Annotated in this window: 16 protein-coding genes; 6 read left to right on the top strand and 10 right to left on the bottom strand. The window is 45.6% G+C overall.

Annotated features, from left to right (window positions below):
* Positions 1-6: 6 nt before the first annotated feature.
* The 3 genes from PJIAN_RS08200 to PJIAN_RS08190 form a co-directional block, all read right to left on the bottom strand.
* A complete protein-coding gene (locus PJIAN_RS08200; RefSeq protein ID WP_068703924.1) occupies positions 7-525 on the bottom strand; it encodes a threonine/serine exporter family protein in 519 nt (172 codons plus the stop codon).
* 2 nt (positions 526-527) lie between these two features.
* On the bottom strand, positions 528-1,328 hold the full coding sequence (locus PJIAN_RS08195) for a threonine/serine exporter family protein (RefSeq protein WP_068703922.1): 801 nt from the start codon (positions 1,326-1,328) through the stop codon (positions 528-530).
* A 93-nt stretch (positions 1,329-1,421) separates the two neighbouring features.
* Positions 1,422-2,537, bottom strand: a complete 1,116-nt coding sequence (locus tag PJIAN_RS08190) for a metallophosphoesterase (protein WP_068703920.1) — start codon at positions 2,535-2,537, stop codon at positions 1,422-1,424.
* A 279-nt stretch (positions 2,538-2,816) separates the two neighbouring features.
* Here PJIAN_RS08190 and PJIAN_RS08185 point away from each other — a divergent pair, with 279 nt between their 5' ends.
* The 6 genes from PJIAN_RS08185 (at position 2,817) to PJIAN_RS08160 (ending at position 11,865) form a co-directional block, all read left to right on the top strand.
* On the top strand, positions 2,817-3,677 hold the full coding sequence (locus tag PJIAN_RS08185; RefSeq protein WP_068703918.1) for an AraC family transcriptional regulator: 861 nt from the start codon (positions 2,817-2,819) through the stop codon (positions 3,675-3,677).
* A 240-nt stretch (positions 3,678-3,917) separates the two neighbouring features.
* On the top strand, positions 3,918-7,160 hold the full coding sequence (locus tag PJIAN_RS08180) for a SusC/RagA family TonB-linked outer membrane protein (protein WP_068704663.1): 3,243 nt from the start codon (positions 3,918-3,920) through the stop codon (positions 7,158-7,160).
* Between the two features lie 121 nt (positions 7,161-7,281).
* Positions 7,282-8,736, top strand: coding sequence for a SusD/RagB family nutrient-binding outer membrane lipoprotein (locus tag PJIAN_RS08175; RefSeq protein ID WP_084252329.1), 1,455 nt, complete (start codon positions 7,282-7,284; stop codon positions 8,734-8,736).
* Between the two features lie 30 nt (positions 8,737-8,766).
* Positions 8,767-9,318: a hypothetical protein gene (locus PJIAN_RS08170; protein ID WP_068703916.1), complete on the top strand. Its 552-nt coding sequence runs from the start codon at positions 8,767-8,769 to the stop codon at positions 9,316-9,318.
* 25 nt (positions 9,319-9,343) lie between these two features.
* On the top strand, positions 9,344-10,831 hold the full coding sequence (locus tag PJIAN_RS08165) for a calcineurin-like phosphoesterase C-terminal domain-containing protein (protein ID WP_084252370.1): 1,488 nt from the start codon (positions 9,344-9,346) through the stop codon (positions 10,829-10,831).
* Between the two features lie 227 nt (positions 10,832-11,058).
* Positions 11,059-11,865 carry a hypothetical protein gene (locus PJIAN_RS08160; RefSeq protein WP_068703913.1) on the top strand — a complete coding sequence of 269 codons (807 nt, stop codon included), beginning with the start codon at positions 11,059-11,061 and terminating at the stop codon, positions 11,863-11,865.
* 179 nt (positions 11,866-12,044) lie between these two features.
* Here the strand turns inward: PJIAN_RS08160 and cysK are convergent, their stop codons facing one another.
* From cysK to PJIAN_RS08125, 7 genes are all read right to left on the bottom strand, one after another.
* Complete coding sequence (cysK, locus tag PJIAN_RS08155; RefSeq protein ID WP_068703911.1) at positions 12,045-12,995, bottom strand: cysteine synthase A; 951 nt, start codon at positions 12,993-12,995, stop codon at positions 12,045-12,047.
* A gap of 57 nt (positions 12,996-13,052) precedes the next feature.
* On the bottom strand, positions 13,053-14,354 hold the full coding sequence (locus PJIAN_RS08150) for an O-acetylhomoserine aminocarboxypropyltransferase/cysteine synthase family protein (protein WP_068703909.1): 1,302 nt from the start codon (positions 14,352-14,354) through the stop codon (positions 13,053-13,055).
* Between the two features lie 102 nt (positions 14,355-14,456).
* Entirely contained in the window at positions 14,457-15,080 is a 624-nt protein-coding gene (locus PJIAN_RS08145; RefSeq protein WP_068703907.1) for a thiamine diphosphokinase, read from the bottom strand.
* Complete coding sequence (locus PJIAN_RS08140; protein WP_153802525.1) at positions 15,080-15,973, bottom strand: hypothetical protein; 894 nt, start codon at positions 15,971-15,973, stop codon at positions 15,080-15,082. The genes PJIAN_RS08145 and PJIAN_RS08140 overlap by 1 nt, the downstream gene beginning before the upstream one ends.
* Before the next feature lie 10 nt (positions 15,974-15,983).
* Positions 15,984-16,646: a helix-turn-helix transcriptional regulator gene (locus PJIAN_RS08135; protein WP_068703903.1), complete on the bottom strand. Its 663-nt coding sequence runs from the start codon at positions 16,644-16,646 to the stop codon at positions 15,984-15,986.
* 48 nt (positions 16,647-16,694) lie between these two features.
* Positions 16,695-18,629 carry a KUP/HAK/KT family potassium transporter gene (locus tag PJIAN_RS08130; protein WP_068703901.1) on the bottom strand — a complete coding sequence of 645 codons (1,935 nt, stop codon included), beginning with the start codon at positions 18,627-18,629 and terminating at the stop codon, positions 16,695-16,697.
* Positions 18,630-18,821: 192 nt separating this feature from the next.
* Positions 18,822-20,732: a KUP/HAK/KT family potassium transporter gene (locus PJIAN_RS08125; protein ID WP_068703899.1), complete on the bottom strand. Its 1,911-nt coding sequence runs from the start codon at positions 20,730-20,732 to the stop codon at positions 18,822-18,824.
* Positions 20,733-20,905 lie beyond the last annotated feature (173 nt).

The raw sequence follows: 20,905 nt of genomic DNA, 5'->3' as shown, positions 1-20,905 counted from the left end.
TGTCTGTTAATCGACTTTTTTTACCTTTTGCTTCTTACCGAAGTTAATTTCTTTCACGCTTTTTGTTCTGAACAGCAATGCGGCAATGGAAATGCCGATCGCTAAAATTGCCAGTAGCGATAACGTCAGCATTAGGTTGTGTCCGATTTGTACCATAATGTCAGGCGTTTTCTGCACGATTGCCGGGTCAGTGAGTTTGATGCAGCCCAGCATGGTGCGATAGGCATAAAGTCCCGGAATCATAGTGATGAAAGCAGGCATGGTGAAAACCACCGGCGGATGGTGCACCTTGTGGGCGCAATAGATACCCAGAATGCCAATGGTGACGGCGCTGATCATGGTGGCAGTGATGAGCACTACGCCACTTTCCAACAAAACAAAGCGCAGGCTATGTCCGAGTGCACCGAGCAAACCTGCCATCCAGAGAATGCGTTTGGGTGAACCGAAGAGGATGCCCCAGCAAAAACCGACCACAAAAGCCAGTACGAAATCGAGTAATATGCGAAGTAGAAGTTCTGAGGTCATGGCTAAAAGTTATTAAGTCCCAACAAAGAGATGCTCAACGTCATTCCGACAGCAATGCAAAGCAAAATGGATGCCCCGAATAGTGCCCGGTTCCATGCCGACGAGAGATGTCCCTCTATCAGGTCGATCAGCGAATTGATGAGAGGTACGCCCGGTACCAGATAGAGTACGGCAGTGGCCAACGCTGCCTCCGGAGCCGGTCCCCAGTGAAACACCATATTGGCACCCGACACCATGGTGGTGACAAACGAGGCAATGACAAACGAAATCATCGGGTTAAACTTGTGATGCATGATAAATACCCTGACGATCGATCCTATGAAAGCACCCATGCAAGCTACAATCGCGTCGATAAGGCCTCCTCCGGCCAGCACACACAGACAGGCACAGGAGAATCCTACTGCCAGAGCCACCGACCAGTAGCTATAATGTTTGATTTTTTTGATGCGTTCGGTCTCCTTTTTTACCTGCTCGAAGTTGAGATCGCCATCGGCTGCTTTCCACGTCAGACTGCTGAACTCGGTAAGCAGTTCTAGGTGTACGGAGTGGGGCGGGGTGGAACGGTAGCGGGTAACGGTGTGGTATGGGTCGTGTTCGCTGGTGACGGTCATTGCCACGCCGATAAAGGTGAGTTGCATCTGTACGTTCAGTTCCCATCGCTTTGCCAGACGATCCAGATTGCGGGTGATGCGTCCGCAATGGGCTCCCGAAGCCAGCATGGTGGTGGCAATGTCGAGTGCCAGATCGGCAAACTCCGTGGCATGAACGTATTCGTTAGTTGAAGAAGGTATATTTTCGGTCATTCGTTACACTGTTTACTTCGCAAAGATAGTTCCTGAAGAGTGGGTTTTGCAAGAAAAAGCTCATATCCTCTTCTCAACTATCGAAAGCAATGGCTAATATTTCAGATTTATCACCACCAGTTCCGATTGAGTGCCAATGCGGTATTGCGGTCCCCAGATGCCCAGTCCCGACGAAATGTAATACTGCGTTTTGCCTTTGCGCAAATAACCGTGTGCCTGCTCAAACTCTCGTTTTACGATGAGGTTACCCGGGAAAAACTGCCCTTCGTGCGTGTGCCCCGAAATTTGGAGGTCGATGCCGCTTTGCTCTGCCTCTTCCAAATGGTGTGGCTGGTGATCGAGCAAAATGGTTGGTAGTGCCGGATTGAGACCTTCCGTCAGGTATAGCAACGGTTTGCGGTGAATATTGGTACGGTCGTCGCGTCCGATGATGTAGAATGCACTGTCAATCAATGCTACATTGTCGGTCAGCAAACGAACCCCTGCTTTTTGGTAGAAATCGTCGATAGCTTTCAAATTGCCCGAATAGAATTCATGATTACCGTTGATGGCATAAATTCCTTTCGGCGCATGAATGTTCCGCAGTTCTTCCTGCATCTTTTGTTTTACAACCGGTTCTACTGCCCGATCAAAGAGATCACCTGCAATCAGCACGATGTCCGGATGTTGATCGTTAATCATCTGTACGTACTGTTGTAGTTGTTTTTTCTGAATAGAAAAGCCTACATGCAGATCGCTCACAGCCACAATGCGCAGTTCTTTGCCTTGTTTTGGCTTATTGGTCTCGAGATTGAGCGTTACCACTTCGGGATGGTTGAATTTGTAATTGCCTGCAATCAGAGCGATGGCTATCACGCCGAAACTGGCCATTAGCCACCAGAACCGGAAGGCCATCATGCCCGGCGGGGCAAAATGGGCAAACGAGTTGATGATACGCACCAAATCGGCGGACAGAAAGGAGAGCAACAGGTAAATCATTACCAGAAAGTAAGTGTCACCTGCAAACGAGATGGCTGATGCCATGCCCAATGACATCGTTTGTCCTAAAAACAGTGCGACAAAAAAGGAGGCAAAAAGAAGGACACTCAGTCCAGCATAGAGTTGTCGCCAGTATCCCTGAGTGGGCAATACCTGCCATCCACGTCCAATCACGTAGCCGAACATGGCCAGGAAGATACCAAACATTATGATGAAAAATCCGTATTTCATACTATAGTAATTTTTTATTTAAGGAAGTATGGAACTTTATGTTGCTGATATTGTTATAATACGATTGAAAAGCAACATGTTCGTTTCATAATTGTAATAGTGTTTTGTCGTTATGTGAGTAACTCTTCTCTCTTCCGGCAAATTCCGTGCCGGAGAATAATGTGCGACGAATGTAAGAAGAATTTGTCACTGGAGAAAGTAATTTTCAAATAAGCAAGATCGGACAAGATGGGTCGTTTGTCGAAGGTGTATCTTTGCAGTGTCAAACAACAAACGATTATGCAGAACAAACTTACCACACGGGAGGAGTATCTCCGGCGAATCAATATCGTAACGGAATATATCAACAATCATTTGGATGAAAAACTTGATTTGAGTAAACTGGCTGATTTGTCGAATTTATCTCCGTTTCATTTTCATCGCATCACCAAGGCATTTCTGGGCGAACCGATCGGAGCGTACATCACCCGGACGCGGGTGGAGACGGCAGCGCGGTTGTTGCGCTATACAGAACTCCCGGTGCAGGATATTGCCTTTAGCGTTGGGTACGAAATGCCCTCTTCCCTGTCGAAGGTATTTAATCAATATTACGGCATATCGCCGATCGAATTCAGAAACAATAAAAATTTTACCATCATGAAACCAGCAGTTATCAATCCGGCGCTAAACCTGAAAGCTCCGAAAATGGTCGATCTTGCAGATCAGAATCTTATTTACATCCGCCATACGGGCGACTATTCTTCGCTCGATTTTTGCGGAGCCTGGACTAAGCTCTGGGGGTGTGTCAAATCGCAGAAGCTTTTCACAGCTGGAATCGAACACATTTGCATCTATCACGATGATCCGAAGGTGACCGAACCCGACAAATTGCGTACCGATATTTGTCTTGTTATTCATAAGCCCGCTCAACCAGAGGGTGAGATTGGTGTAAAAACAATGCCGGGAGGGAAGTATGCCGTCTTCCTCTATCAGGGCTCTTACGATAACCTGGGCTCGGTGTACGATACTATTTTCGGTTACTGGTTGCCCGAAAGCGGAGCGCAGTTGCGCAATGTTGCCTGTTTTGAAAAATACCTCAACAATCCGGACAAGACCGAGCCGGCCAAACTGAAAACGGAAATCTATGTTCCGGTGCAGTAAACAGAGCGTCTTTAATAAAGCATTTACAGAGAGCATGATCCTTTATGGGTTATGCTCTTTTTTTTTCTTTTTATGCAGAACGTTATAAAATCGTAACATTTTGTTTATGTCGGGTTAATATAATAAAGCTCCCTTTGTATCGGGATTTTGGGTGTTTGAAAGAACTTTATGATGCGATGGAAAATATTAAATATTAACTAAATAGAATGTATGTGTAAGATGAGACTGTTGAAAAATCGGATGAGACTGGGCTTGATTCTGATGGCATTTATGCCGGTGATGATTTATGCTCAGAGTGTAGTGAAGGGAAAAGTGACTGATACTAAGGGAGAACCTTTAATCGGAGCTACGATTGCCGTAAAAGGTACCGGCGAAGGAAGTGTCACTGATGCAAACGGGGAGTTCTCGTTCAAAACGAAGAAGACTCTTACGGCAAAGAATATGGTGGTCTTTAGTTATGTGGGATATAAAACCCGCGAGCAGGTTTATGCCAATGGTACCATCAACATTAAACTGGACGAAGATTCCAAACAACTTAACGATGTAGTCGTGACGGCGTTGGGTATTAAGCGAGAAGAAAAAGGGTTGGGGTATTCGACCCGGACGGTGCAGGGCGATCAGATTACCGGATCGATGCCCAGTAACTGGTCGTCGGCTCTCAGCGGTAAGGTGGCAGGTCTGAATCTCTATTCGGCCGGTGGCCCGTTATCATCCAGCCGTATCTCTTTGCGAGGTGATGTATCGCTTAACCCGGAAGGGAATAGCGCGTTGGTAGTTGTCGATGGTGTTCCGATGAGTAGCCCCCTCACCAATCCGGGTGTGGCTTACGGTGCCGGTTCGGCTGCCGAACTGTCAGTCGACTACGGAAACGGGTTTTCGGATATTAATCCGGAAGATATTGAGAGTATTCAGGTGCTGAAAGGTGCCAGCGCGGCTGCTTTGTATGGTTCGCGTGCGGCAAACGGTGTTATTATGGTTACCACCAAGTCGGGTAACCGCGACAAAAAGGGGATCGGGGTCTCATTTTCGTCGAATATCAGCATGGAAGATGTGATGCGCTGGCCCGATTATCAGTATGAATTCGGACAGGGAACACCGTCGAATATAGGCAAAACCGGAACAATTTATGCCGGACAACAATACTATTCGTATGGTACCGCACCCGATGGAAATGCGAGCACCAGCGGAACCAGTAGCGCATTCGGACCTCGTTTTGATGCCAACCAGTCATACTATCAGTTCGATCCGGTGACTCAAACCCGCGCCACTACCGCCACTCCGTGGGTCGCCTATAAGGATAACCGCAAAGGTTTGTTTCAGAATGGCTATACACTGACCAATTCGGTTGCTATCGATGGTAAGGGTGATAAAGGCTCGATGCGTGCTTCCCTTACATACACCAAAAACGAATGGATCTTGCCCAATACCGGTTTTGAACGGTTGGTGGCCAGTTTTTCAGGACAGCAACAGGTATCACGTGTGTTAAAAATCAGTGCTAAGAGCAGCTACACCTATCGTCAGTCTGACAATATTCCGGCGGTGGGATACAATAGCAACTCCATTTCCTATTTTCTGATTTTTCAGAACCCGAATGTCAATCTCGACTGGTTGCGCCCGATGTGGAGAACCGGACAGGAGAAGGTCAAGCAGTTGCAACCCTATAGCACCTTTATCGGGAATCCGTATGTGACGCTTTATGAAAATGTGAATCCTTCCGAAAAGCATAGCAACACGACATCGTTATCGGCCAACCTGCAACTGTCGCGCAAGCTGGAGTTAATGGTTCGTTCGGGCATCCAACTATCGGCAGAGATGTGTGAACAGCATCGGGCGGTGAGCGATGTGGTTTATCCCAACGGTTATTTCAAAAAGCAGAATATCCTGAATTATGAGTTGAACAGCGACGCGTTGCTCTCGTACCACGATAGTTTTACCAATGGAGTCCATATGAATGTATCGGGCGGAGGAAATATGATGTATCAATACTACGATATGCTGTCGGCTGCGGTCAACGGACTGATTACGCCGGGTGTATACATGCTGGCCAACGGCGCTTCCAATCCGTTCGTATCTACCGTGATAAAGAAAAAGGCGATCAACAGTGTCTACTACACCGCCAACTTCGATTATAAAAACAGACTGTTTCTGGATATCACAGGACGTAACGACTGGTCGTCGACTTTGCCCAAAAACAGTCGCTCGTTCTTTTATCCATCGGTGAGTACCAGTGCTTTGATGAATGAACTCTTTACCCTTCCGACGCAGATCAGCTATCTTAAACTGAGGGCTTCGTGGGCTCAGGTGGGTAACGATGCCGATCCGTATAAAACCTCGCCCTACTATACAACCAGCGCATTTGCCGGATCGGTAACGATGCCGACCACGTTGTATAACCAGAATTTCAAGCCTGAAATTTCGACGAACTTTGAGACAGGTATCGATTTCAGAATGTTCAAAAATCGTGTCGGTCTTGATCTGACATTTTACTACAACCGCACAAAAAACCAGATATTGGATGCGCCGATGGATCCCACCACAGGATATTCGCGGGCAACTATCAATTCGGGAAATGTGCGTAATCGCGGCATCGAGGTGGAGCTGAACGCGACGCCGGTTCAGACACGTTCTTTTCAGTGGAAATCGACCGTTACCTGGTCGAAGAATCAAAACAAAATTCTGGCTCTTGCTGCCGGATCGGACGAAAATCAGCTTATCAGCAGTATCGGTAGCGCTTCCATTATCGGTAAAGTGGGCGGAACCACAGGTGATTTGTGGGGATATAAACTGGTGCGTAATCCGAATGGTGATGTGATTATCGGATCCAACGGTTTGCCGGTACGTAGTGCTCAGATTGAATACGTGGGTTGTGCCTATCCTTCTTGGAAAGGTGGTTTTTACAACGAATTTACATATAAAAACGTGAAGTTTAGCTTCCTGCTCGATGGTCAGCTGGGCGGTCTGGTTTATTCGCATTCGTTCTACAAAATGGTGGAGCAGGGTAAACTGGCGTATACTCTGAACGGACGTTTACCGGGAACATCGTATTATATCGGATCAGACGATCCACGTATCAAAAACAATCCGAGCTTGTTTCAGCTGGGAGGTTACTATATGGTAGCCAAGGGCGTGGTGCAAAATGCCGATGGTTCCTACAGCCCGAATACAACCATGGTTACTGTGGGCTCTTTTTATCCCGAATATAACCGTATGGACAATGTGGAAACCAACTCTTTTTCGGCAACATATGTCAAGCTGAGAGAAGCTCGTGTTGAGTTTAATTTGTCGAAGAAACTGTTGAGCGCAACGCCGTTTACCAAAGCCTCGATTGCATTCTACGGCCGTAACCTGTTGTGCATATCGCACTATCCGATGTTCGATCCGGAGACAGTGGCATTAAACGGTTCTGCCCTTGTGCCGGGTATCGAAACCGGATCGCTGCCTACCACACGCTCGTTCGGCGCAAACATCAATATCAGTTTCTAATTCATACGCAAACAAAGAATAACGATGAAACGAACATGTCGCTTCACAGCACTCAAGAGAATTGGGATAAGTTCAGCGACATGAAGTTCCATACTACCTAACACGAAAAAATTATTATAGTATGAAAACAACAAAGACAATACTGTTCGGTTTATTGGCAACCATTACCTTGCTGATAACATCTTGTGGTAATTTCGACACACTCAATACCGATCCTACCCGCCTCACCAGCTCCAATCCGGGAACGTTTCTGAATCCCGTTTTGTATGGCATGGCTACTTACAACTGGAACCGATACGACGATTATACCTTCCCGTTGCTGCAAAGTGAGGTTTCTACCTCAAGCACAACCGGTGTAGGTTGGTATTTTATCAGCGATGCTGCCGGAGACGGTACCTGGACAAATTATTACCAGTGGTTGAATAATATCAAATCGATGCAAACCGTGGCGGAGACTATGCACGAGAATAATTATATCGCTGTCGCAATGACGCTGCGCAGCTGGATTTTTCAACTGCTTGCCGATTCGTTCGGTGATGTGCCCATGACAGAGGCTTGTCGGGGCGATGAGCAGCTGTTTACTCCAAAGTTTGACACGCAAAAAACGATTTACCAGAATGTGATTAATGATCTGGATTCGGCCAATAATCTTTTCAATACGGCGTCGGGCCTGAAATACAACACGGGAGGCGAGTTGTTGTATTCGACCGATGCGACGTTGACAGGCGGAGCATCTGCCGGCATTTTGAAATGGAAAAAATTCTGCAATTCACTTCGCATGCGGGTACTGCTTCGTGTTTTGAATGTGGATGGACTGAATGCTCAGGCTAAATTGGTGGAGATGGTAGGCAATCCGACCAAATACCCTGTATTTTCGTCCAATAGCGATGCAGCGTTGCTTTCGGTGTCGGGAGTTTCTCCACAGTTGGCTCCGCTGACACGTTCGCAGGACTTTACGGCGTATGCTTATCTGTCTGAGTTTTTTATCAACAACCTGAAGAACTGGAATGATCCGCGTCTTCCGATTTTTGCCACGCAGGCAACCAATAGCGGAGTGAAATCGTATATCGGTTATCCGAGTGGTTATAAGGTGGTGCCGTCTTTCAATGCTTCGCAGCCGAATGTGAACCTCGCGATTGCGCCCATGAAACTGACCCTAATGAATTATGCAGAGGTGGAACTGATTAAAGCCGAACTGGCACAGCGCGGAATTATAGCCGAAGATGCCAAAACGCATTATCAAAACGGTGTAAGTGCGGCTATCACACAATGGGGTGGGGTTGTACCTGCAAACTATTTTTCAAATAGTGCAGTTGCTTATGACGGCACGCTCGAACGTATCATGTTGCAAAAATTTTATGCGCTTTTTTTCTGCGATTGCCAGGCGTGGTACGAGATCAACCGGACAGGCTATCCAGTGTTGCCTCGTGGCGACGGTGTGGCTGTAGGAAATAATTTGCCTCATCGGTATAAATACCCAGCTGTATTGCAACGTACTAACATGAAAAATTATCAGGCAGCCAAAGCCAATATGGGAGGCGACGATTTCTCTGTGAAGCTTATATGGCAGAAATAAATTTTAAACTCAATAAAATAAATAGTAACGATGAAAAAATTGATTTACATTGGCCTGTTGCTGGTGGGAATGCCTCTGATTGCACGGGCGCAGACTTATACGGATATCGCGGCAGTAAGTCATGCCTCAGGAAACGAAGCAATCCGAAGTACAGCTTCGACGACAACAGAAAGTCGGACGCACTATCTCTTTACGATTTACGGCTCCATTCCAAATCCGAAGGTTTCTTTTGAAGAGGAACACTTTCTTGGTGGTGAGCTGACGGCAAAATGGAATGCTTTCAATCAAAACTACACGCATGTGTATAGTGTTTCAATCGGACCCTCTACATCGAATACGGAAATTGTGAAACCAGCTGTTTACAATGCTGTAAATAAGGTGAATGCTTACTATAAAAAAGCGGTCAAAAAAGGATTGGTTTCTAAAGAAGAGGCGATCCGTAAACTGAACCACATCTTCGATTGTGCTAATGTGATTTGCTTTGACGACCAATCGGAGCCGTTTGAACATGCAGTGAGTAAGGCAAATTCTCCTGAAGATATTATTTCCCTGTTTGATTGTGTGGATATAAAAGTAATTTGATGCAATGGTACATAAAATAATGAAAATGAGAAGATTTATTGAGTGTGTTGCTCTGTGTTGTTTGATGTTGCTATTGCCTCTGGCTGCTTGTCAGGCTCAGTTTGTGGGCGGGGAATCGCAGCAATTGTCAGGTGTAGTTTTGCCCGAAAAAGAGGGGATGACCGTCAAAGGGATAGTGGCAGATGAGGCAGGAAAGCCGGTTGCCGGTGTGGTGGTGAATGACGGATTTCATTTTACGACAACCGATGCTGCGGGAGTCTATTACCTGCCGTCTGATTTGATACGCAGTAAATATGTTTCTGTATCGGTGCCGGCGGCTTACCGGATTCACGCAAGCAAAGGCGTGGCCGATGGCTATTACGCCCGACTGTCCGGAGGGCAGGCAACAAATCGATGCGACTTTGTGTTGCAGACACGTCCCGATCGTTTATCTGCGTTTGAATATGTTGCCATGTCGGATCCACAGGTGCGTAACTACACGCAGTTGGATCGTTTTCAGAAGGAAACGGTTCCCGATTTGAAAAAGACATTTGCTCAGTTGGGGAATCGCGAAGTGTACGTCATGACTCTGGGTGATAACGTATGGGATGCCATGGATCTTTTCCCTGCCTATAAATCGGCTATCGGTTCGTTGGGCGTTCCGGTCTTTTCTACTATAGGAAACCACGATTTTAATCTGGCATATAATAGTCTTCAGAATTCGGAAGATCCGTCAAAGCCTTTTGCCGAAGAGATTTATGAAGCGACTTTCGGTCCTGTGGCGTACTCTTTTGATCTCGGAAAAATACATGTGGTAACGATCAGCGATATCGACTATTTTCAGGATAAAAAATACAAGGAACGAGTTCCTCAGGATCAGCTTGAATGGCTGAAAAATGATTTAAGCTACGTAAAACCCGGAACCACGGTATTTCTGAATATGCATGCTCCGGTTTTGAACAGAACATTCAATGGATCGGGAAACATTAAAAATCCGGCAGAGCTGTTGGATATACTGAAAAATTACAATGTGCATATATTTACCGGTCATACTCATTTTTATGAAAATGAGGAGGCAGCGCCATCGATATACGAACATAATATCGGCGCGGCTTGCGGAGCCTGGTGGGTCGGCGAAGTGAATCGTTGTGGTGCGCCGAATGGCTATCTGGTGGTGGATGTGAATGGTGACAGTGTAACGTGGCATTACAAAGCAACCGGACAAGATTTGTCGTATCAGTTTCGTGTATACAAACCGGGAGATTTTCAGATGCAGCCGGAATATCTGGTGGCAAATGTGTGGGATTGGGATCCGGCGTGGAAGGTGCAATATTATGAAAACGGAGAGCTTCGGGGGGCAATGGAGCAGTTTGCCGACGAAGATCAGGCCTTTATTGATATGAAAAAAGGTAAGCCGGAAGGCTATAAAACGGCTCATTTGTTTCGCATCAAGCCGACCAAAGGTGTTAAATATATTAAAATAGAGGTTGTGAATCGATTTGGAGAAGTTTATGATAAGAATATAAAGCTTTAATATTGAGTGATTTTGGCAAAGCCATCTGTAATGTAAAATGCAGGTGGCTTTTTTTTTGTATTGGCAATTGCTCTCTCTCTCTTGCAACGTTTATTTCTTTTATTTCATCTGTATATTAAAGCTATTTGACAAATATTAGATTAAAATACACAGGATCCCTTTGGTTTCTTCATTTTGTCAGAGTACTTTTATCTTATATAATGATTCAATCAATAAAGAGATTTGCTATGCGGAACTATTTCTTGTTATTTTGTGTTGTATTATTGGGGGCATGCACCCAATATCAGTACATTACTATCGATAGTAAGGTGTATCGGCCAGATCAACAGTCTTTTGTCTGGGAGAACGATACGGTAAGAATACGTTATGTCTTTTCCGGGTATAACTGTCCGTTGACTATTCAGGTGTATAATAAAATGACGCAACCTTTGTATGTCGACTGGAAAAAATCGGCAGTAGTTTATGGAGATGGTTCGCGTCTTAGCCTCTGGAATGATCAGATGAGTGTTAGTTCTACCACAGTTGGTGGGACGATGCGTATGGGCAACATTGCAGTAAATAGTGCTCAGACGGTCGGTATGATTGATAAAAGAGAACAAATTAGCTTTATTCCTCCCGATTCATACGTTTCTGTACGCCCGTTGGCCATTATGAGCAACTTTATAAAGCCCTTACCACAAGAATTGAAGAAAAGAGTGCCATTTGGCGATGAGGACGGCTCAAAAGTAGATAAATATAATTTTACTCCGGAGAATACACCTTTTACTTTCAGGTGTTTTCTGACATTGTCGACCAACGATAGCTTCAATAATTCGATTTACATTGATCAGCCGTTTTGGGTGTCCGAAATTATGCAGACATCTATGGGGCCATCTTCTGTGCTGGCTTCAGACAAGATGTTTTATGTCAATAGAACAACAACTTTCGGGCATATCATAGGAGGTGTTGGTACGGTCGCTGTCGTGGCTGGAGCTGTTTATCTGGAAGCTGCAACCGAACCCGGTCCTCCACCGCCACCGCATCACAGAAGATAAGAATTTTGGTTTGGGTGCAATAAAAAAAGAGTCGTCCGTTGCTGTAATGGCAAGGACGACTCTTTTCACAATCACTCACTTTTCAACCGTCAGGTATTTCTCAATACATGATGGTTTTTTTGATTCAGAGGGCTGAATCGATATATTTCAGAATTGGCAAAACATGATTTGGTTTGAGATCAGGGTATAGGATACTCATCAAAAGCGTAAAGCACCGTCGACAGGTATCGTTCGCCGGTGTCGGGCAACAGTGCAACAATGGTTTTGCCTTCGTTTTCAGGACGCTGTGCAAGCTCTAAAGCTGCATAAGCGGCAGCTCCGGAGGAAATACCAACCAGTAAACCTTCTGTCTGTGCCAGTTCGCGGCTTGTTTTGATAGCATCGTTGTCGGCAACCTGGAGTATTTCGTCTACCACTGCCGGATTATAGGTTTTGGGTTGGAAACCAGCTCCGATTCCCTGTATTTTGTGCGGACCAGGAGCGCCTCCTGATAAGACTGGCGACGATTTCGGTTCTACGGCAACAATCTTTACCGAAGGGTTAAATTCTTTCAGCGCTTCGCCGACACCACTAACGGTTCCTCCGGTGCCTACACCGGCAACAAAAATGTCAACTTTACCATCGGTGTCGCGCCATATTTCCGGTCCGGTGGTACTTTTGTGAATAGCGGGGTTGGCGGGGTTTTCAAACTGTTGCAAAATAATTGAGCCTGGGGTTTTCTCTTTCACCTCTTCGGCAATACGGATTGCTCCTTTCATGCCTTCGGTTCCCGGAGTCAGTACAATTTCGGCACCCAATGCTTTCAGCAGGTTGCGTCGTTCGATGCTCATGGTTTCGGGCATGGTCAGAATCAGCTTGTATTCTTTCACAGCCGATACAAAAGCCAGGCCGATACCAGTATTTCCACTGGTCGGTTCAATGATGGTTGCTCCCGGTTTCAGGGTTCCTTTTGCTTCCGCATCTTCAATCATTGATTTCGCAATACGTTCTTTTACACACCCAAGCGGGTTGAAATATTCGAGTTTGAAAACAACATTGGCTTTGAGGCCATGATTCTTAGCGAAATTAGCCGGTGCCAATAGCGGCGTATTACCGACTAAGTCTGTCAGTTGTGTTACAATTTTTGCCATGATAATAATATTATTATGAGGTAGATACGCACGGCCGTGTGTATCTACAATGGATTATTAAATTTTATCCAATGCCTGGGCCAGATCGCCCTTGATGTCTTCGATATGTTCGATACCCACCGAAATACGCAACAGGCCAGGTTCCACACCCGATGCCTTTTGTTCTTCGGGTGAGAGTTGCTCGTGAGTGGTCGCTGCCGGGTGTATAATCAACGATTTGGCATCGCCTACGTTGGCCAGATGACTCAGTAGTTGTACGTTGTCAATCAGTTTGTCTGCATTAGCAGGATCTCCTTTTACCTTGAAAGTGAGCACACCGCCAAAGCCGTTTTTGAAATATTTGGTAGCCAGTTGGTGGTATTTGCTGCTTTTCAGTCCGGGATAGTTTACATATTCCACTTTCGGATGCTGTTCAAGCCATTCGGCCAATGCCAGAGCATTACTTACATGACGTTCAACCCGCAAAGAGAGTGTTTCCAATCCCTGGATTAACAGAAATGAGTTGAATGGACTGATGGCGTTTCCCCAGTCGCGAAGGCCTTCAACACGGGCACGAATATTAAATGCGATATTTCCGAAAGGGCCGTTGAAACCAAATACATCCCAGAATACCAATCCGTGATAGCTTGGTGATGGCTCGGTAAATGCCGGAAATTTTCCATTCCCCCAGTTGAATTTGCCACTATCTACTATTACACCTCCAAGCGAAGTTCCGTGGCCTCCGATCCATTTGGTTGCCGATTCTACTACGATGGTAGCTCCGTGTTCGAGTGGCTTGAAGATCGCACCACCGGCGCCAAACGTGTTGTCCACAATCAGTGGAATGCCGTGTTTGTCGGCAACGGCGGCAATGGCTTCAAAATCGGGTACATTGAGGTCGGGATTACCGATAGTCTCCAGATAGATGGCTTTCGTTTTGTCGTCGATCAGCGCTTCAAACTCTTCAGGTTGATCGTATACAGTAAAGCGGACGTCAACACCCAGACGTTTGAATTGATTCTTGAATTGGTTATAAGTTCCTCCGTAGAGGTGTGGGGTTGAAACAAAGTTGTCTCCTGCTTCAACAATATTGTTGAGGGCAATGAACTGAGCTGATTGCCCTGATGAGGTGGCCAAAGCACTTACTCCGCCTTCGAGAGCTGCAACACGTTTTTCAAACACGTCGGTGGTAGGGTTCATCAAACGAGTGTAAATGTTTCCGAATTTACGTAGTCCGAACAGATCGGCGCCTTCTTTTGCGTCGTCGAAAACATACGAACTGGTTTGATAAATAGGCACTGCCCTCGATTTTGTGGTTGGGTCTGCCTCTTGTCCTGCGTGTACCTGCAGCGTTTCGAATCGTAAGTCTTGTGTAGCCATTTCTTTTTGTTTTAGTATAAATTTATACTGCAAAGGTAAAGGGTTAGTCCATGCCGGAAAATCCCCCAAGAATGGTAATTTTATACCACATGTGTGGTAGGTTCAGTAGCATCGGAACACAATCCAGCGTCCTTCTTCAAAGTTCAGAGAAAAAGATTCTCCCAAAGCTTCGTTCAGTGTGCCCTGCCACCACGACGATAACGGCTTCCCTGGAATCGGATATTTCAGATTGCCCACTGTGAGCCGGGCCCGACTGTCGAGTGCAAAGATAGATATTTGTTGCCCCTTGTGACTGGGCAGAGAACCACTCCGGGTCATTACGGTGAAAACGCCGTAATCGGTCATCATTTCAATGTCGGGAAATGTTTCGGCATAGTCGGTCAACAGGGAAATGTTGCCGAGTGTGTGGTCTTCGCGTAATCCGGTGGCTCCGATAATGGTGATGGCTGTAGCGCCCTGCTCTTTACAAAACAGCACAGCTTTGGTCTGGTCGTTGGTCTCCTGATCGGCCGAAGGGTAGAGCCTGTCGGCATATTTTTCCTTGAATGTTTCGGGCAGACTGTCGAGATCCCCTACAATATAATCGGGTTCGCGGCCGAATTCCGTCAGCTTTACCGCCGCGCCGTCGCAGCATACCACGCATTGGGCATTCCGTAAATGAGCCAAAGGAGTCTCATGCGTGGGAAAACATCCGTCGGCCAGTATGGTAAACGATTTTTGAGACATCAGAATGAATAAGCTATTTGAAATGAAAAGATGAGAGACCGGCTGCTTTTCAAATCACTGGGCTGGTTGAATGGAATCTGATACGATACCGACGGTGTAAATGAAAAGTCCGCGATTTTGTACGATATGGATGTGCCGAACGCCAGTCCGGTCAGGGTATATTTTGTATTAATAGTCGTGTAATCAACTACTTCGGTGGTGGTAGTAGTTGTTGTCCCGGTGTTGTTTTTTGCCTTCCCGTTTGCATTGGCGTTGGCTTTTGCAATCTTTTTGGTAATCTTATTCTGCTTCACATACTCCTTGTAAAAATTGGTAGTACCGAAGCTTGCGGACATACTTAGCGGAATTGATAGCTTGTCTGATGAACAAAAAATATGTTCGAAGTCAAATGAATGAGACAGATCCAGTCCGGTGTAGATATCCTGAATAGAACCGAAACTATACGACAGATTCAACGAAGGAGCTATGACCGGATTGTCCCAGCCGAATGACGAGGAAAGCTCGTTCGGAGAACTCGCACTTACTTCCAGATCGGAATAATACTTGGTAAACGTATATCCCAGACTGGAAGACAGGTTGCTTCCCAAATCAAAATTATAGCCGATACCGATGGCAAAATTATCGATGTTTGATTTTTTGAATGTGGGAAAGTATGCGCAGGAAAAGTCGGCGAAGAGTCCTTCCTTATAACTGTAGTGCAGAGCCGGTTTCAGATAAAAAATATTCGCTTCCTGCTTCTTTCCCTTGTTTATCTGATTGTTCCCTGTGGTAACCGATACCTGAAAAGAATGTGCCGTAGTGGTGTCGGTCTTTGCATCATTGGCAAACAGAAAAGGAACGTTTATAAACAGAGAAGACAGTGTTAGTATGAAAATAAAAAGTCTGATTTTCATAAGAAATAGTTTAAATGTAATAATCGGCCACATCTATAATTCCTGCCCGAATAGCGTATTTGGTGGCTTCGTGTATGTTATTTACCTCCAGTTTTCGAAAAATATTCTTCCGGTGTGCGTTGATGGTGTGAAAACTCAGGTTTCGCTCGGCAGCAATTTCTTTAGTGGTTTTGCCCGAAGCAATCATTTGGAGGACTTCCCGTTCTGTAGCCGTCAGTTTGTGCTCTTCGCCTGCAGGTTCCGGGGTTGATTTGCTGGTGAGAATGTTGAATGCTTTGCTGCATATAAACCGTTCTCCACGAGAGGCTTGTTCTAATGTCAAAACCAGTTCGTTATAAGAGCAGTCTTTGAAGATTACGCTGAAATTTTCGCTGCTGTATACCACCCGTTTCAGAAAGTCGCTGCTCAGATCTTCGGAAAGCATTATCCAATGGGCATTCCGGAAGCGATCGGAAAGATTTATCAGTTCCGATGCGTCGGAGAAGTCGAATAGTGTATAATCTAAAATAACGATAGCATCATGTCGTTGCAGAAGGTGTGTTGTAAGTTCTTTTTTAGAGACAATTTCAACGATTTCATCCACCCACTTCATGCCTACCAGCGCATGGAGAATGCCTAACTTGGTTAAATCCTGATTGTCGCCGAGAAGTATCCGTTTTTTGTCGTTTTGCATAGCGGGAAGGTGTTGAAATGATGTTTGGAAAGAGTCCTTTTTCTTCCTCTAACTTTTTGCTTTTGCATTGGAAGGAGAAATATTGAACAAAGGTACCATTTCTACGGTTACATTCGACGGATCGAGGTCTAAAATTTGTGTGTCGGAGGTCGAAAGTTTCTTGATCAGGTAATAAAGCGTGAGTATTGTCTTTTTGATTGGAGGCATTTGCATGTCGCCGCGAAGTACCCGTTCTACCACCACAAACCTGAAATCGCCTTCTATGTGGTTGGCGGCCAATGATGGATAACGGCTTTCTAGATCTACCTGACCCTTGTTTTCCATCTCTTTGGCAATCTCATGAATATAGCGGTCGATATGAAGTCCCCGTTTGAATCCCGCATTGATGTCAATTCTGAATATCTTCTTGGGGAAGAAGGTTTTAACTGTATAGCTGAATTCATACGGCTCGTCACTGCGTGTCAGATACACAAACCAGTAGGTGTCGGCGCGCTTGGGTTGTTTATTGATCAGCGAATAGAGAACCTTGCTCTCCATCTCGTTCGGATATTTTGCCCGGGTAACATATACCAGGTGAGTCGCAAATTTAGGAATCGTAAGGTCGTTGCTGATCTGCTCCAGCACGGGAATGGATCCTTTAATCGGTTCGTAGGTCACACAACGGTTTTTGATGCGTCGGCCGTTGTACCAAACGTACATAAAGGTAAACATACAGCCCGCAATGATGATACTTGCAAAACCGCCATGCATGAATTTATTTAGGTTGGCTATCAAAAACGAAGTCTCCACCGTCAGGAAAAAGAGCGTGAGCGGTATGGCCATCCAGAGCGAATATTGCTTGCTGCGGAAGTACAGGAACAACAACGAGGTGGTCATCAGCATGGTGATGGTAATGGAGAGTCCGTAAGCCGCTTCCATATTCGCCGAAGAACGGAATCCTAGTACCATGACCAGACAGAGTACCATCAGCATGTGGTTGATAGCTGGGATGTACATCTGTCCCTTGAATTCGGAGGGATATTTAATGTAGATGTTGGGCCATATATCCATGGAGATGGCTTCACTGATAATGGTAAACGAGCCGGTAATCATTGCCTGACTGGCGATGATTGCCGCCAATGGAGCCATGACAACTCCAAACGGTGAAATCCAGTCCGGCATAATGGCGTAAAACGGATTCACATCGGCAGGTATATTTCCTCCCTGTGAGATGATCCATGCTCCCTGTCCGAGATAGTTCAGAATTAGCATTGTTTTGACGAAACCCCACGAAACCCGTATGTTTTTCATGCCGCAATGCCCCAGATCGGAATAGAGCGCATCGGCTCCGGTAGTGGCCAAAAACACAGCACCCAAAATAACGAAGGCGCTGGGAACTTCTGTCAGAAACCGGATGGCATACCAGGGGTTGAAAGCCTTGATGATCCAGGGATTATAAGAGATGGCCATTGCACCGAGAAAACCCAGCAACAGAAACCAGACTAACATTACGCTGCCGAACATTTTTCCCAGTGATGAAGTGCCGTAGGGTTGCAGCATAAAAAGCACCAGCAGAATGGCTATGGTAACGGGCAGTACCGGAACATACGGCAGATAGGTGTGTACTCCTTCTATGGCTGAAGTAACGGTAATGGCAGGTGTGGTAATGCCGTCAGCCAGTAGGGTGGAGGCTCCAATGGCGGCAAACACATATCCCCATCTGAACTTTTTCCGGATAAGAGCGTACAGCGATAACACGCCGCCTTCTCCTTTGTTGTTGGCCCGGAGGGTAATAATAACGTATTTGAGTGTGGTTTGAAGAGTCAACGTCCAGATTACGCATGATATGGCTCCCACAACAGCATCGGCGGCCGGCATGTTGAGACCGCTCATAATAGCTCGCATTACGTAAAGTGGAGAGGTGCCGATGTCACCATAAACGATGCCCATCGCGACAATTAATCCGATGGAACTGAAAGGTACTTTTTGAGTTTTATCTGCCATGTGTTTTTCGCGAATTGCGGGACGCTAATTTACACAAAACTTTGATAGGAAGAATGGATCTCCGACAGAAAGATTGCGGTAGAGGATAAATTGTCTGGTTGTGAACTGTTTTGAGCAGTTGGTGGTGTGTTTGGACGAAAAAGAGGTTGCATTTTGTCAGAATGCAACCTCTTGTGAAATTTTTAATTCTCGTTATTTTATCTGAGCCATTGGAACATTTTCTACCGTAACGTTCGTTGGGTCGAGATCCAATATCTGCGTGTCGGAGGTTGACATGCGTTTCATCAGATGATACAATACCAGAATAGAACGTTTGAAGGCCGGCATTTGTGCATGCATACGCAAGATGCGTTCTACCACCACGAACCGGAAATCGCCTTCGATATTGTGGTGCGACAGCGAACTGTAGCGACTTCCCAAATCAACAAGACCTTTTTCTTCCATCTCTTTGGCAATTTTATGAACGTAAGCATCCATGTGAACGCCCAGCTTAAAGCCGGAAGTGATATCAATCCGGAAGATTTTTTGAGAAGCAAATGTCTTTACTGTGTAGTGGAATTCGTACGGATCGTCACTACGATATAAATACACGAACCAATAGGTGTCGGCACGTTTGGGTTGTTTGTTTATGATGGAGTAGAGGATTTTGCTCTCCATTTCGTTCGGATACTTCGCGCGGGTAACATATACCAAATGGGTTGCAAATTTAGGTATGCCTTCGTCGTTGCTGATATCTTCAATGACAGGAATATAGCTGCGTATTGGCTCGTAGCTCACGCAACGGTTTTTGATACGTCGGCCGTTGTACCAGATGTACATCAGAGCGAACAAAATACCGGCAATAATCAGGGTGGCAAAACCACCATGAGCGAATTTGTGTAGATTGGCAATAAGGAACGAGGTTTCCACCGTTAGGAAGAACAACGATAAGGGGATGCTCATCCAAAGCGGTTTGTTGGTCGCTTTGAAATAAATAAAGAGCAAAAGCGTTGTCATCAGCATGGTAATGGTAATTGACAGTCCGTAGGCAGCTTCCATATTGGTTGAAGACTGGAATGTGATTACCATCAGAATGCAAAGTATCATCAGCATGTGATTGACGGCCGGGATGTACATTTGGCCTTTTACTTCCGAAGGATATTTGATGTAAATGTTAGGCCAAATATCCATTGAAATAGCTTCGCTAATGATAGTGAACGAACCGCTGATCAGAGCCTGACTGGCAATGATTGCCGCCAAAGTAGCCATAATTACCCCGAAGAGAGAAAACCAGTCTGGCATCATTGCAAAGAAGGGATTAACACCCGGTACTATTTTAGCCGGAGTGGAAATGATCCAGGCTCCCTGCCCAAGATAGTTGAGAATAAGGGCGGTTTTTACAAAAATCCATGATACACGGATGTTGTTGTAGCCGCAGTGTCCCAAATCAGAATAGAGGGCTTCAGCTCCGGTAGTACAAAGGAATACAGCTCCCAAAATTACAAAGGCGCTGGGCACAGTCAGAAGGAAATGTATCGCATGCCATGGATTAAAGGCTTGTATGATAGCCGGAAATGCAAATATATGGGTTATTCCCATCACCCCCAGCATGGTAAACCATATAAGCATAATGCTACCGAAGGATTTCCCCAGCCAGGCAGTTCCAAAGGGTTGTATGAAGAAAAGGATCAGCAGGATTCCAATGGTAGTGGGTAATATTGGCATGGAGGGTAATATGCCATGCATACCTTCTACTGCTGTAATAACTGTAATAGACGGGGTTATAACACCATCGGCGAGCAATGTGGCTGCTCCGATGGCGGCAATGACATACGCCCAACGGTATTTCTTACGCAAAAGGGCAAACAAAGAAAGAATGCCACCTTCACCTTTGTTATTGGCTCGTAACGTAATTAATACATATTTGACCGTAGTTTGGAGAGTCAGTGTCCAAATGATACAGGAGATGGAGCCTATGATGTAATCCGGAGTTACGTGATGGGTGTCGCCTAAAATGGCCTGCATTACATACAAAGGAGAGGTCCCGATGTCACCGTAAACGATGCCGATAGCAACTATCAGGCCGATAACGCCAAAAGGCACTTTGTGTTTAACGTCACTCATATGATAGAATATGTGGAAAATGGCTGCAAATGTACGTTATTCTCTGTACGTATGAAAATAAACGGCTCAAAATTGTCTGTTTTTGTAAGTAAAGGTGAAAAAATGAAAGCGAATTTAACTCCAAACTATTATTTTAATGTAAAATGATAGTTAAAAATACAATCCTGTCAGAT

This window comes from Paludibacter jiangxiensis (assembly GCF_001618385.1).
In the GTDB taxonomy this organism is placed as follows: Bacteria; Bacteroidota; Bacteroidia; order Bacteroidales; family Paludibacteraceae; genus Microbacter; species Microbacter jiangxiensis.
This window is presented reverse-complemented; position numbering and strand designations above follow the sequence as displayed.

Coding starts and splice junctions, on each gene's coding strand:
- PJIAN_RS08200 (WP_068703924.1), bottom strand. CDS start 525: ATGACCTCAGAACTTCTACTTCGCATATTACTCGATTTCGTACTGGCT.
- PJIAN_RS08195 (WP_068703922.1), bottom strand. CDS start 1,328: ATGACCGAAAATATACCTTCTTCAACTAACGAATACGTTCATGCCACG.
- PJIAN_RS08190 (WP_068703920.1), bottom strand. CDS start 2,537: ATGAAATACGGATTTTTCATCATAATGTTTGGTATCTTCCTGGCCATG.
- PJIAN_RS08185 (WP_068703918.1), top strand. CDS start 2,817: ATGCAGAACAAACTTACCACACGGGAGGAGTATCTCCGGCGAATCAAT.
- PJIAN_RS08180 (WP_068704663.1), top strand. CDS start 3,918: ATGAGACTGGGCTTGATTCTGATGGCATTTATGCCGGTGATGATTTAT.
- PJIAN_RS08175 (WP_084252329.1), top strand. CDS start 7,282: ATGAAAACAACAAAGACAATACTGTTCGGTTTATTGGCAACCATTACC.
- PJIAN_RS08170 (WP_068703916.1), top strand. CDS start 8,767: ATGAAAAAATTGATTTACATTGGCCTGTTGCTGGTGGGAATGCCTCTG.
- PJIAN_RS08165 (WP_084252370.1), top strand. CDS start 9,344: ATGAGAAGATTTATTGAGTGTGTTGCTCTGTGTTGTTTGATGTTGCTA.
- PJIAN_RS08160 (WP_068703913.1), top strand. CDS start 11,059: ATGCGGAACTATTTCTTGTTATTTTGTGTTGTATTATTGGGGGCATGC.
- cysK (WP_068703911.1), bottom strand. CDS start 12,995: ATGGCAAAAATTGTAACACAACTGACAGACTTAGTCGGTAATACGCCG.
- PJIAN_RS08150 (WP_068703909.1), bottom strand. CDS start 14,354: ATGGCTACACAAGACTTACGATTCGAAACGCTGCAGGTACACGCAGGA.
- PJIAN_RS08145 (WP_068703907.1), bottom strand. CDS start 15,080: ATGTCTCAAAAATCGTTTACCATACTGGCCGACGGATGTTTTCCCACG.
- PJIAN_RS08140 (WP_153802525.1), bottom strand. CDS start 15,973: ATGAAAATCAGACTTTTTATTTTCATACTAACACTGTCTTCTCTGTTT.
- PJIAN_RS08135 (WP_068703903.1), bottom strand. CDS start 16,646: ATGCAAAACGACAAAAAACGGATACTTCTCGGCGACAATCAGGATTTA.
- PJIAN_RS08130 (WP_068703901.1), bottom strand. CDS start 18,629: ATGGCAGATAAAACTCAAAAAGTACCTTTCAGTTCCATCGGATTAATT.
- PJIAN_RS08125 (WP_068703899.1), bottom strand. CDS start 20,732: ATGAGTGACGTTAAACACAAAGTGCCTTTTGGCGTTATCGGCCTGATA.